The sequence below is a fragment of the Enhygromyxa salina genome (genome assembly GCF_002994615.1).
Lineage (GTDB): Bacteria > Myxococcota_A > Polyangia > Nannocystales > Nannocystaceae > Plesiocystis > Plesiocystis salina_A.
In genome coordinates this window covers 1-12,617 of record NZ_PVNK01000122.1, presented here as the reverse complement: position 1 = coordinate 12,617, position 12,617 = coordinate 1, and the positions used below count along the sequence as shown (strand labels likewise).

Genomic DNA, 12,617 nt, shown 5'->3' with positions numbered 1-12,617 from the left:
AGCGGGGGTCGGGGCCTCGACTCGCCCCCGACCCCCGCTCGCGTGGGGTGTCGCCAATCGTTGCGAGGCAATGAGAGCCCACCGAGCGACCGAGCGGAGCGAGGGCGCGACCGGCCGTGCGTGGCAAAGTTGCTGACGGCCAGGGGGGTCATCGAACGTCCGAACACGCGACTCGAGCCCCCTTTAGGGGGCCACGCATACCGTTGCGAAGCACACCCCAGCCCACCGAGCGACCGAGCGGAGCGAGGGCGCGACCGGCCGCTTGCGGCCGTGCGTGGCAAAGTTGCTGACGGCCAGGGGGGTCATCGAACGTCCCAGCGCATGAGCTCGGGCAGGCGTTGGACGGGCGGCGCCCCGTGGCTCAGCGCGTCGGCGTGAAAGCGGAGCAGATCAAACTCCTCGCCCGCGTCGGCCGCCCGCTGCTGGGCCCGCTCGCGCAGCCGAAACCACCCGATCGCCCCAACAAAATAAGTCGAGAGCTGCGTCGAGGTGACCTGGGCCCGGACCCACTTGCCCTCGGCCTCGCCGCGCTCTTGAAACGAGCCCTCGACCATGAGCTCGAGGGCCTGCTCGCGGGTCATGGTCCCGGCGTGGATCTCGTGATCGAGGATCGCGTTGGCGACCGCGCGCAGATAGAACTTGAGCCCGTGGAGCCGGATCGCCTTGGCCCGGAGCTCGTCGCTTTGCTGCACGGTCCACAGCGCCGCGCTGACGCCCTTGGGCCGCCTGGCGTCGGGGCCCGGGCCCGCGCCGGCGTAGCCGGCCTCGACCATCAGGTGCTCGGTGTAGACGGCCCAGCCCTCGACGAAGGGGCCGTTGTCGAACACCTTGCGGACCCGCGAGGGCTCGCGCTTGCCCCAATAGAGCTGGACGAAGTGGCCCGGGATCGCCTCGTGGATCGAGAGAATCTCGAGCATGAAGGTGTTGTACTCGCGCAAGAAGGACTCGCGCAGCTCGGGCCCCCAGCTCTCGGGCAAGGGCTGGACCAGGTAAAAGCTCGGCAGCCCGGGCGCGGCGGCGTCGAGCGGGGCCGGGGCGGCGAGCCCGGCGATCGCGACGCCGCGGGCGTGGGGCGGGGTCCAGATGACCTCGAGGACCTCGGTCTCGTCGATCGGCACGAGCTCGCGCTCGCGCACGAATTGATCGAGACGCGCGAGGTTGTCCTCGACCGCGTCGCGGAGCTGCTCGGGCTCGGGGTGGTCGGCGGCGAGCTCGGCGAGGACTTTGCGGACGAGCGCGTCGGGGTCGGGGGTGCGCCCGCTCTTGTCGTGACGCGCGAGGGCCTTGGCCCCGTACATCGCCGCGTAGAGCTCGCGGGCGAGGGCCTGCATGTCCCGGTGCACGCGGGCGTGCTCGGCGTGGGCGAGGGCCAGGATCTCGTCGGCCGAGAGCTCGCTTTGGAGGGTCAGCGCGAGCTTTTGCGCGAAGGCTTCGGGCCCGAGGCGCCAGGCGCCCTCGGCCTTGGGCACGAGGCCCTCGACGTGGGCGCGGAGCTGCTCGACGGCCGCGAGCGCGGCCGGGCTCGCGCTCGCGATGCGCTCGCGCAGCTCGGGCTTGGCGGCCTCGGTCCGGGTCGGGATCTCGGCCTCGATCAGCGTGCGCAGCCCGGCGAGCTGGCCGACGGCGACCTCGGCCTGGGGGCGGCGGATCAGCTTCGGGTTCGAGAGGTTGGCGATCGCCTGATCGACGAGGCCCGGCAGGCCCTCGAGCCGCGCGGCCACGCTCGCGGCCCGCTCGTCGAGGGGCGCGAAGTCGCGGCTGACGAGATCGTCGAGCCCGGACGAGATCAGGTAGCTGTAGGCCAGCGGATCGCTGCGCCAGACCTGCTCGACCTCGTCGGCGAAGCGCCACAGCTCGAGCTGGTTGCGGATCGTGTCGAGCTCGAGGCGCGCGTCGGGGTCGAGGGCCTCGCGGGGGATCGCGGCGGCGTCGCCCCGCTGCTGGGTCAGCCACAGCCGGTGCTGGTCGCGGCCGTCGCGGGAGAGATCGGGCCAGCGGTGGTCGTGGCTGTGCTCGCCGTAGGCCGTCGCGCTGACCGGCGCGGCCGCGAAGTAGCCGGTCAAGAAGCGCTCGCTGAGGGTCTCGAGCATCTGCTTGGGGTCTTGCTCGCGGCCGATCACGAGGTCGGAGGTCGGCGGCGGATCGTCGGGCGGGGCGCTCTCGCTCGGCCCGTGGCAGCCGAGCGCGAGCCCAATGAGGGTGATCATCGAGCGCGCGCGCGCGCTCATGCCGTGATCATCTCCGGGGGCAGGTGGCCGGTCTCGTTGTAGGAGATCAGCGCGGTGCCGTTGCCGGGGAACACCCGGATCTCCGAGATCGACGCGTGGCAGATCGCAATCCGCATCCAGGTCTCGTAGGGCAGACCGAGGCTCTCGGTGAGCAGGTAGCGGATCAGGTTGCCGTGGGTGAACAGCAGGTAGGTGCAGGGCTTGCTGCCGCCCTTGAAGAAGCGCCCGACCACGCGCCGGACCTGCGACGAGACCTCGCTGCGGTCGGCGGCGCTGGTGATCGGCAAGTTGGGGTGGGTCGAGCTGCCGTCGGGGGCCGCGGGCACCAGCGGGATCGTCTCGTGGAGGTAGTCCTTGACCCGGACCCGGTCGAGACCCAGCTCGTGGGCGCCGATCTCGGCGGTCTGCATCGCCCGGGGCCAGGGGCTGGCGTAGATGCCCTCGAGCTTGCCCGGGAAGTGGTGGACGAGCCGCGCGAGCCGGCTGCCCGTGCGCGCGGCCTGACGCCGGCCGAGCGGCGAGAGGCCCCAGGCCTCGTCGCCGAGGTCGTCGACGCGATCGTAGTGGCCGTGGCGGATGAGCAGGAGCCGCCGGGCGGGCACCTCCTCCTCGGGCTCCCAGCGCCGCAGGTCGGGTCGAGGGTCCTCGCTAGCCACTGTTGCGGTCCTATCACGGTCCCGAGGTCTTGTCGCGGACGCGCGGCCGTCGCGCTTGGTTGATCTGGGCCGGGGCGATCGGCGATCGTCGAGGGTGTCGGCGAATCCAGCGAGGGCGTGGGCGCTGGCGTTGAGCGTGGTGCTGGGGCCGGTCGGGGGCGGCTGTTCGTCGTTCGAGGCGCCGGGCGGGTTCGAGGACGATCTCGACGATGGCGACCCGCCGCCGCCGGATCTGCTCCAGCCCGAGTGTGACCCGCGGCGCCTCGACGAGTGCGAGGCCGGGCAAAAGTGCAGCCACCTCGTCGACCCCGACCTCGGCCCGATCAACCGCTGCGTCGAGCTCAGCGGCGAGGGCGTCGAGGGCGAGGCCTGCGAGCGCGTCGGCGACACCGACACCTGCGCCAAGCATCACATCTGCTGGGCGACCGACGCCGAGGGCATTGGGACCTGCGTGGCGTTTTGTACGTCGACGCTGGTCTGCGAGGACCCCCTCGCGATCTGCTCGGTCTCGACCGGCGGGCTGCTGTCGCTGTGCCTGCCAAAGTGTGACCCCCTGATCCAGGACTGCGCCGAGGGCTTCGGCTGCTACCCCGACGACTACGAGCGCTGGTCCTGCGATCGTGATCAATCCGGAGCCGCGGGCGCGCACGGAGACGCGTGCGCGTGCCTCAACTGCTGTGACCCCGGGCTGATGTGCATGTCGGGGGCGCTCGTCGACGCCGAGGGCTGCGGCCTCGACGGCGCGCCGGGCTGCTGTGGCGCGATCTGTACCCTCGACGAGGCCGCGGCCGTCGAGGGCCAGTGCCCGAGCGAGGCCGAGCGCTGCGAGCCCTTTTATGAGAGCGACGCCGTGCTCATGGGCTACGAGCAGGTCGGGCTGTGTCAGCTGTGAGCGTCGGCCCTTCGAGGAGCGCGACGACGAGGAGCCGGCTGCCTCATGTGCTCGGGCTGGGGCTGCTCGCGGTCGCGGGGACCCACTCGGCGCAGGGCCCGGGGCCGCGCGCGCGCGCGCTCGAGCCGCTCGCGGCCGAGGCGCTGCTCGACAACGCGGCGTGCGTCCGATGCCACACCGAGCAAGCTCGAGACTGGAGCGCCTCCTCGCACCAGACCGCCTTCGTGGACCCGGCCTTTCAGGTCGCCCACGCGATCGAGCCCCGCGCGTACTGTCGGGCCTGTCACGCGCCCGAGGCCGACCCGGCCGACCCAGGGATCACGCCCGCGGCTTCGCTGGGGGTCGCGTGTGTCAGCTGCCACGTGCGCGACGGCGAGATCCTGGCCGGGCCCGGGCCCGCGCGCTCGGCCGACTCGCCCCACGCGGTGCGCCGTGACGCTGGGTTGGATCAGCCGGCCAGCTGCGGAGCCTGCCACGAGTTCGACTTCCCCGACGGGGCGCTGCGCGACCGACCCCTGGCGATGCAGCGAACGGTGACCGAGCACGCTGGCTCGCGCTTCGCCGCGCGCAGCTGCGTCAGCTGTCACATGCCGCGCCTCGACGACGGGCGGCGCTCGCATCGCTTCGCCGCCTCGCGCGATCCGGCGATGCTGCGCGACGCCGTCCGCGTCGCGGCGGAGCGCAGGGGCCCGAGCTCGGTCCGGATCACCTTGCGCCCGGGTCGGGTCGGGCACGCCTTTCCAACCGGCGATCTGCTGCGCCGGATCGAGGTTGGGGCGGTCGCGGTCGGGCCCGCGGGCGAGGGCGAGCCGCGGCGCCGCTACCTCGCGCGTCACTTTGGCGATCGAGCCCAGCGCAGCGGGATCGTGGTCCGCGACGAGCTGTTCGACGATCGAGTCCCGGCCCGGGGCCTGCGGGTGGTGGACCTCGAGCTGCCCGACGCCCCGGAGCGCGATGTGCGATGGTGGGTGGACTACCAGCGCGTCGCTCACCAACGGAGCTCCGACCCGCGCGACGCCGTCCTCGACGGGAGCCTCGCGCTCGCTGGTGGCACGCTGGCCCCAGCCCATCGTGAGCCCCGATGACCCACCACCGCTACCGATCGCAGCTCTTGATCTCGCTCCTCGGCCTGCTCGGCCTCGCCGCGTGCAAGTCCGGTCCGGCCGAGGCCGAGGCTCAGGCTCAGGCTCAGGCTCAGGCCGAGGCCGAGGCCGAGCGAGCGCCGCCCGCCGCCGAGCTGGCTCCCGACGCGCAGGCGCCCGCCCCGAGCGTCGCGGCTGTCGCTGGGGCGCCCGAGCCGGCGTCGGATCCCGCGACTCCAGGCGCGCCGGAGCCCGCCGCGGCGTCCTCGAGCGAGCTGCACCTCGCCGCTCGGGGCAGCACCCACGTCGGCCTCCACACGCTGGTCGACGGCCGCCTGGTCGTCGCCGTCGGACCGCAATTGATGCTGGTGGAGCCCGACGGATCGTTTCGCCCCGATCCGAAGATGCTGGCGGGCATCGTGCATCCGCGTGAGCCTGGCGAGGACAACCTCATCGGGCTCAACCGCTGGTACACGCTCAGCGCCGGCGGACGGTGGCCCGACGACCTGGTCTTGACGACCACGCTCGAGAGCGGGTTTCGGGGGGAGTCGGACACGCCGGTCGTCCATCGACGCGCCGAGGGGCAGTGGCAGGTGATGTCGACCCGCAGCAAGCACTACGAGTGGGGCGCGAACGAGATCCACCCGTGGATCGAGGGGTCGCTGCTGACCCGGCGCAGCTACGATCCCTACTACCGCGGGCAAGAGGAGTGGGAAGGGGAGCGCGGGCCGAGCGAGGCCCAGATGCGGACGGCGAGGCAGGGGATCGAGCGCGCGCGGACCCTCGTCGTGATCCGTGGCGTGCCCAAGGCCCCCGAGCTCGGCGCCCGACGGGTCGCGACGTTCAAGTCGTGGACCAACGGCGACATCTTGCTGGTCACCCGCGACGCCCACCCCGACCTCGTGATCGCGGGGCCCGAGGGCGAGCGCTCCCACGTCGCGCTGCCCGTCGCGAGCGAGCGCGAGCTCGTGATCCATGGCGTCGAGGCCAGCGCCGTCGGCGACGCGTGGATCTACGGTCGGGATGTGGCCGGCGAGGCCGGCGAGGATCGTGCCTACCTCGCTCGCTGGGCACAGGGGGCGGCGACTCGGATCGACGCGCCGCCGTGCGAGGAGGGCGTCGCGTCCTTCGTGGTCATGGCCGACGGGACCCAGTGGGCGACGTGTGGGCCGTCGCTCCATGAGCGCTACAGCGTGGCGGGAGCGCCGGGCCTGTGGCGCAAGCCCGTCGACGGGGCCTGGATCCGCGAGCGGGTCCCCGCGGACTGGGGCGAGCCGCGGCAGGTCGCCAAGCTGGGCGAGGAATTGTGGCTCGCGACTCAGCACTCGATCGCTCGGAGCGGGACGCCCAAGCAGGTGCTCGAGCTGCCCGAGCTCGCGGTGATCTCCAGTCAGGTGTTCGAGTTTGGTCCGCCAGTGCCCGTCGGTGGCTACTGCGACTACGCGCTGATCACCTTGCCGACCGCGCCGAGCGAGGCCGCGTCGGCCAAGGCCGCGCTCGATCGGGTGCTCGCCAAGGCCAAGTTCGAGGGCTACATCTCGCTGGTGAAGGTGACGATCCGCGGCGTGGAGCTGCTCGGGGTGCAAGTCAGCGGCGCCAACGACAAGTCGATACCTCCGATCGAGGCGGCCGTCCGCGCCGCGCTCGGCGAGGGGGTCGGGGACGCGTTGTGCTACTGGTCCGAGGTCGACGACGACGACACCATCGCGACCTGGGAGCTCGACGACTGAGCTACACGGGGCCGATCGGCATGAACAAGGTCGTGAGCACGAAGTCGGCGAGCAAGACCATGACCGAGGTCGCGATGACCGACTCCGTGGTCGACTGGCCGACGGCCTCGGTCCCGAATTTGGTCGTAAAGCCCTGGTAGCAGCCGATCAGCCCGGCGAGCCCGCCGAACGCCAGGCCCTTGGTCTGGCTCATCACGTAGTGGGTGGGCTCGAGCATGTCGATGTAGGTGACGTAGAAGTACTCGGCGGGGACGTCGAAGACCGAGTCCGAGATCAGCATGCCGCCGAGCATCGCGACGACGTTGCCCCAGGCGACGAGCAGCGGCATCGCAATCGCGGCGCCGATGATCCGGGGCCAGACCAGCTTCTTGATCGGGTCGGCGCCGAGGGCCGAGAGCGCGTCGATCTGCTCGGTGACCTTCATCGAGCCGAGCTCGGCGGTCATGCCCGTCGCCATCTTGGTGCCGACGGTGACCGCGAGCAGGGTCGGGACCAGCTCGCGGACGAGCGCCAGCGAGGTCACGTGGCCGAGGCGGTTCTTGGCCCCAAAGTCGACCAGCGCCTCGCCGAACTGCCAGGTCAGGATCATGCCGACGAACAGCGCCATCATCGTCGCGAGCGGGAGCGAGCGGATGCCGAGCTGCAGGACCTGGTAGGAGATGTCGAACAGACCCAGGGGACGCCGGGGGCCGCGGAGCATGGCCTTGGCAAACATCACCGACATGCCGCCGCACCACAGGACCCCCGACGAGATGGTCTCCCCGAGGTTGGTGATCGCGTCACGCAGCGTGCTGGCCGGGGCCGCCACAGGGCTCCGAGTCTACCAGGTCCGGGCGGGCGGCGAGGGCCGAGCGACAAGGGCGAGAGCGGCCCAGATGTGCCTGGCGGCGTGAATGCAAAGGGGGCGCCGCTCTCGGTCAGCCGGGCAGCCCGCTGCGATACAGCGCGTCGACGTCGAGTGTCAGGCCGCGATCGTCGAGGGTGAGCTGCTGACCGGGACCGGCCGCCTGATAGCGCCAGGCGTCATCTGCCCGCCGAAACACCTCGAGGAGGGGCGCGGCCTGGGACACGAGGACGTAGGTCTGGAGTGACTCGATGAGCTGATAGTGGCGCCACTTGTCGCCGCGATCCTGGCGCTCGGTTCCGTCCGAGAGCACCTCGACCACGAGCACGGGGTTGACGACGGCGAGCTCGTCGTCTGGCGCCCGGAGGAGTCGGCCACATACCACCGTCAGGTCGGGGTAGGTCGAGCGGCCCGTGACCAGGTTGCGCACGCGGAGATCGGAGCTGAAGACCTCGCAGGGACGATCGGCGAGGGAGCGCAGGAGCTCGGCCGCGAGTCGGATCGCCAGGCGTGCGTGCTCCGGCGAGCCTCCGGCCATCGCGTAGACCTCGCCGTTGACGTACTCGTGTTTGGCCTCGGCCTCTCGCTCGAACGCGAGGTACTCCGCGTAGCTCATTTGGCCGATGGGCTGGGCTGCGACCACCTCTGGATCCTACACCTGGACGATGGCGCAGAGAAGGCGGCGCGCCCGCCTGGGCTACGGCGTCACGGTGGTCGCGGCCACCTCAATGAAAGTCGCGGCTGCGCGTGCCCTCGGGCTTGGCGTCGAGCTCGGGCTCCCACAGCTCGTCGGCGATCAGATGGGTCACGCCCTCGGCTCGCTGGATCCGCCCGTTGACCCCGAGCACGACCGCGGTCCGAGCCAGGATCGCGTGGCTCTCGAACACCTGCTTCCAGATCACCAGATTGACGAAGCCGGTCTCGTCCTCGAGGGTGCAGAAGGTGACGCCGCTGGCGGTCCCCGGGCGCTGGCGGCAGATCACCAGCCCGACGTAGCGGACCTTGCGACCGTCGGGCAGGGCGCCGAGGGTCTCGGCGTCGGGCATGCCCTGGGCGCGCAGCTCGTCACGCAGGAGCTCGAGCGGGTGGCCGCGGGTGCTGTGATGGCTCGAGCGGTAGTCCCAGGCGATGGCCTCGTTGCGACCGAGGCGCGCGAACGCGGGCTGGTGGGCGCTGGCGTCCGTCCGGAGCGGGAGCCGGTCCTTGGCCCGGGCGAGCGAGCCTCGCACGGCCCAGGCGGCGTCGCGGCGGGTGCTGGTCGTGTCGCGTAGCGGTCGCGGGGCGCGGTCGAAGCCCTCGAGCGCGCCGGCCTCGGCGAGCAGCTTCAAGGGCTTTTGCTGGAGGCCAACGCTGCGGACGAAGGCGTCGAGATCCCGCCACGGGGCCTCGAGGGTGTCGCGGGCGCCGAGCAGCCGCTCGGCATCGGCGAGGTGAAAGCCCTTGATCCAGCGCAGGCCCATGCGGACCGCCCAGCGATCGCGGGGGTTCGGCCCGCCGCCGCCGCCCTCGATCGTCCGGGCCTCGAGGGTGCAGTCCCAGTCGCTCACGCGCACGTCGACGGGCCGAACCTCGACGCCGTGGCGGCGGGCGTCCTCGACCAGGGTCGCGACGGAGTAAAAGCCCATCGGCTGGGCGTTGAGCAGCGCGCAGGAGAACGCGGGCAGCTGGTGGGTCCGCAGCCACGCGCTCACGTAGGCGATCAGGGCAAATGAGGCGGCGTGGCTCTCGGGGAAGCCGTACTCCCCGAAGCCGCGGATCTGCTGGAACACGCGCTCGGCGAACTCGACGTCGATGCCGTTTTGGATCATGCGCTCGACGAGGCGCGCGCGGTGCTGCTCGATGCGCCCGCTCGAGCGCCACGCGCCCATGTCACGGCGGAGCTGATCGGCCTCGCCGGGGCTGTAGTCGGCGACGGCGATCGCGAGCTTCATGACCTGCTCTTGAAAGATCGGCACGCCGTAGGTCTTGGCCAGCACGCGCTCGAGCTTGGGGTGGGGGTACTCGACGCGCTCCTTGGCCTGGCGCCGCCGCAGGTAGGGGTGGACCATGTCGCCCTGGATCGGGCCGGGCCGGACGAGCGCGACCTCGACGACGAGGTCGTAGAATTTTTGCGGGCGCAGGCGCGGGAGCATGGCCATCTGCGCCCGGCTCTCGACCTGAAACACGCCGACGGTGTCGCCGCGCGACAACAGCTCGTAGGTCGGCGGATCGTCGGCAGGGATCGTCGCCATCTCGAGCTCGATGCCGTCGTGCTCACGCAGCAGCTGGAGGCACCCGCGGATGTGGCTCAGGGCCCCGAGCGCGAGCAGGTCGACCTTGAACAGGCCGAGATCCTCGACATCGTACTTGCTCCACTGGATGACCGTGCGCTGCTCCATGCTCGCGGGCTCGATCGGGACCATCGAGTCGACGGGGTCGCCGCCGAGCAAGAAGCCGCCGGGGTGGATCGAGAGGTGGCGGGGGAAGTCGAGCAGCTCGGCGCTGAGGCGCAGGAGGTGGACGTGGGTCGGCTGGGCGGGATCGAGGCCGACGTTTTGGAGCAGCTGGGCGTCGATCGTCGCGCCCCAGTGGCCGAGCAGCTTGGCCACGCGGTCGAGGGCCGTCTGGGGCATGCCGAGGACCTTGCCGACCTCGCGCACGGCCGAGCGCGCGCGGTAGCGGATCACGTTGGCGACCATCGCGCAGTGGCGTCGGCCCCAGCGCTGGTAGACCCACTGGATGACCTCCTCGCGGCGCTCGTGCTCGATGTCGAGGTCGATGTCGGGCGGCTCGGCGCGCTCCCGGCTCAAGAAGCGCTCGAACAGGAGATCCATGCGGACCGGATCGATCGCCGTGATCCCGAGGCAGTAGCAGACCGCGCTGTTGGCCGCGCTCCCGCGGCCCTGACACAAGATGCCCTCGCGCCGACAAAACTCGACGATCTCTTTCATCGTCAGGAAGTAGCCGCCGTAGTCGAGCTCGGCGATGAGCACGAGCTCGCGCTCGAGCTGCGCGAGGACCTCGGGCGGGATGTCGCCGCCGTAGCGATGGCGGGCGCCGGCCAGGGTCAGGACGCGGAGGTGATCGCCCTCGCTGACGCCCTCGGGCACGCGCTCGCCGGGGTAGACGTAGCGGATCTGGTCGAGGGAGAAGCTGCAGCGCTCGGCGATCTCGATGGTTCGATCGAGCAGCCCCGGGCAGTCGGCGAAGCGCTCGCGCATGGCGTGGATCGACTCGAGCGCGTGCTCGGCGTTGCCGCGGATCGTGCGACCGGCGTCGGCGAGGGTCTTGCCCGCGCGGACGCAGGCGAGCACGTCTTGCAGCGGGCGCCGGGCAGGGGAGTGGTAGAGCACGTCGGTCGCGGCGACGAGGGGGACGCGAGTCCGGAGCGCGGCCCGGCGGATCGCGTCTTCGCGGGCGAGCTCCTCGGCCTCGTGGTGGCGGCTGACGAGGGCGTAGACCTGATCCCGGCCCCACGCCTCGGTCATGACCGGCAGATGTTCTGGGTCGCGGATCAAGGCGATCAGGCCCTGGCCGGCGGTGTCTGGCGCGGAGGTGGCGTTGGCGGCCTCATTGTAGACCCCCGTGGCGGCGCCGCCCGCGAGCTCGTCGAGGCTCAGGAGCGCGTGACCCTTGGGCCCGCGGCCGTGGGCGATCGACAGCAGCCGACACAGGCGGGCCCAGCCCTCGCGGGTCTCGGCCAGGACCACGATGCTCGAGCGCGGCTCGTGCCGGGTTGAGCGCAGGAGCTTCGAGGGCGCCGTAAACAGCTCCTCGGGCAGATCTCCGATGCTCAGCTCGGCCCCGAGCAAGAGCTTGAGCGGCCCGTGCTTCTTGGCCGCGACGTGGGCCCGGACGACCCCGTAGACCCCATCTCGATCGCACAGGCCCATGGCGGGGAGCCCGAGGCCCACGGCCTTCTCGACGAGCTCATCGGGGTGGCTCGCACCCTCGAGGAAGGAGAAGTTGCTCTTGACCGTGAGTGGGACGTAGGGGCGCACGATGCGGATCTCGTGAACTGTCTGAGTGTTCAGTCACGTGATCATGCATATCTGCCTGGTTGTAAAGTGCTTATCTTCTGGTCTGGCGCCCGGCCGATCCCCAGGCGGGGAGGCCGCAGAAATTGAGCCCCTTCGCAGGGGGTACTAGACTCCCCGCTAGATGCGCGCGAAAGGCTTGCTCATGGCCCTGGGGTTCGTCCTGCTCGTGGTGCTCGTCGCCTGGCTGACCGGCGACAAGAGCCCCTTCGCCGCGGGCGCGGACGCGGGCACCGACGCGCCGCCCGCCGCGACCGAGTAGCCAGGCTCAGCTGTCGAGCTTGAAGCGGCTGACCATCTCCGCGATGAACCGCTGCTCTTCGGGCGAGATGTGGCCGTCGGCGCCGGCGATCCGCCACATCTCGGCGAGGATCTGCCGCCGGGTCTTCTTGTCGGTGCTCACGGCCAGCTGATCGGCGGCCTCGCGGGCGCACTGCATCTTGTCGTCGAGCTCGGGCCGGCGCTTGAACTCGGCGATCGCCCAGCGGATGACCACGGCCCGCTCGGCGATCGAGATGCCTGGCGCCCACTTTTGGGCCTGCTCGCGCAGGACCAGCTTCTCGGCCTCGTCGACGTGGCCGTCGACGATGCTGAGGGTCAGGTACAAAAACGCGATCGCGAGCAGGCGCGGATCGGGGCTGAGGCCGAGCTGCTGGGTCGTGTTGACGATGAAGCGCAGCTCCTGATCACGGACGACGCCGTCGTCGCTGGCGATCTCGTAGAGCGCCGTGAGGACCTCGGCGAGGCGCTGGCGGGGGACGAGCTGGGCCAGCTCGGTGTTGTGCTCGCGGGTCCGCGCGCCCCGGGTCGCGACGTCGGGCAGCGCGCGATAGTCGGCGATCGTGTGCCGGATCAACGCGCTGACCCGCTCGATCGGGAGCTTGGGGGCCCAGCGCTGGAGGCGTTTGGCGACGGCGAGCAGATCGTCGTTGGTCAGGTGGCCCTCGGCGCTCTCGACCAGGCCGACGAACAGCCAGGCGAGGCCGGGGAGCTCGGGCGGGAAGGGCAGGTTCTCGCCGATCACGGGCGGCGGCGAGGTCATGGCCATGGTCGCCGAGACCGGGGCGCGGCGGACCTGAGGGCGCGGGGGGCCCTTGCGCCTGGAGGCCGGCGGCCCCCCCCAGGCCCCGGTCGCCGGGCCGCCGCCGTGGGGAAACACGAGGCTGCGG

The 12,617-nt window shown here is 71.4% G+C and carries 10 protein-coding genes; 4 read left to right on the top strand and 6 right to left on the bottom strand.

Annotation, left to right across the window (positions count from 1 at the left end; all coding sequences use genetic code 11):
- Positions 1-302: 302 nt before the first annotated feature.
- The gene (locus tag ENSA5_RS12165; protein WP_106391817.1) at positions 303-2,228 is read right to left on the bottom strand and encodes a DUF885 domain-containing protein; all 1,926 of its coding nucleotides are present in this window, start codon (positions 2,226-2,228) and stop codon (positions 303-305) included.
- The gene (locus ENSA5_RS37540; protein ID WP_181197679.1) at positions 2,225-2,884 is read right to left on the bottom strand and encodes a histidine phosphatase family protein; all 660 of its coding nucleotides are present in this window, start codon (positions 2,882-2,884) and stop codon (positions 2,225-2,227) included. The genes ENSA5_RS12165 and ENSA5_RS37540 overlap by 4 nt, the downstream gene beginning before the upstream one ends.
- Positions 2,885-3,014: 130 nt before the next feature.
- On the opposite strand from ENSA5_RS37540, the gene ENSA5_RS37535 reads away from it, so the two are divergent.
- The 3 genes from ENSA5_RS37535 to ENSA5_RS12145 are packed head-to-tail and all read left to right on the top strand — an operon-like array spanning position 3,015 to position 6,588.
- Complete coding sequence (locus tag ENSA5_RS37535; protein WP_181197678.1) at positions 3,015-3,776, top strand: hypothetical protein; 762 nt, start codon at positions 3,015-3,017, stop codon at positions 3,774-3,776.
- A gap of 47 nt (positions 3,777-3,823) precedes the next feature.
- The gene (locus ENSA5_RS12150; RefSeq protein WP_181197677.1) at positions 3,824-4,861 is read left to right on the top strand and encodes a multiheme c-type cytochrome; all 1,038 of its coding nucleotides are present in this window, start codon (positions 3,824-3,826) and stop codon (positions 4,859-4,861) included.
- Complete coding sequence (locus tag ENSA5_RS12145) at positions 4,858-6,588, top strand: hypothetical protein (RefSeq protein WP_106391813.1); 1,731 nt, start codon at positions 4,858-4,860, stop codon at positions 6,586-6,588. Before ENSA5_RS12150 ends, ENSA5_RS12145 begins: the two co-directional genes overlap by 4 nt.
- 1 nt (position 6,589) lies before the next feature.
- On the opposite strand, the gene ENSA5_RS12140 is transcribed toward ENSA5_RS12145, so the two are convergent.
- The 3 genes from ENSA5_RS12140 to ENSA5_RS12130 all read right to left on the bottom strand — a co-directional run bounded on the left by ENSA5_RS12140 (position 6,590) and on the right by ENSA5_RS12130 (position 11,412).
- Positions 6,590-7,396, bottom strand: a complete 807-nt coding sequence (locus ENSA5_RS12140; RefSeq protein WP_106391812.1) for an MlaE family ABC transporter permease — start codon at positions 7,394-7,396, stop codon at positions 6,590-6,592.
- A gap of 109 nt (positions 7,397-7,505) precedes the next feature.
- On the bottom strand, positions 7,506-8,048 hold the full coding sequence (locus ENSA5_RS12135) for a Uma2 family endonuclease (protein WP_106391811.1): 543 nt from the start codon (positions 8,046-8,048) through the stop codon (positions 7,506-7,508).
- A gap of 109 nt (positions 8,049-8,157) precedes the next feature.
- Positions 8,158-11,412 carry an error-prone DNA polymerase gene (locus ENSA5_RS12130; RefSeq protein ID WP_106391810.1) on the bottom strand — a complete coding sequence of 1,085 codons (3,255 nt, stop codon included), beginning with the start codon at positions 11,410-11,412 and terminating at the stop codon, positions 8,158-8,160.
- Positions 11,413-11,572: 160 nt separating this feature from the next.
- Here ENSA5_RS12130 and ENSA5_RS37530 point away from each other — a divergent pair, with 160 nt between their 5' ends.
- Complete coding sequence (locus tag ENSA5_RS37530; protein ID WP_181197676.1) at positions 11,573-11,710, top strand: hypothetical protein; 138 nt, start codon at positions 11,573-11,575, stop codon at positions 11,708-11,710.
- Positions 11,711-11,716: 6 nt separating this feature from the next.
- Here the strand turns inward: ENSA5_RS37530 and ENSA5_RS12125 are convergent.
- A partial coding sequence (locus ENSA5_RS12125) for a tellurite resistance TerB family protein (protein WP_146155609.1) occupies positions 11,717-12,617 on the bottom strand: 901 nt, incomplete at its 5' end.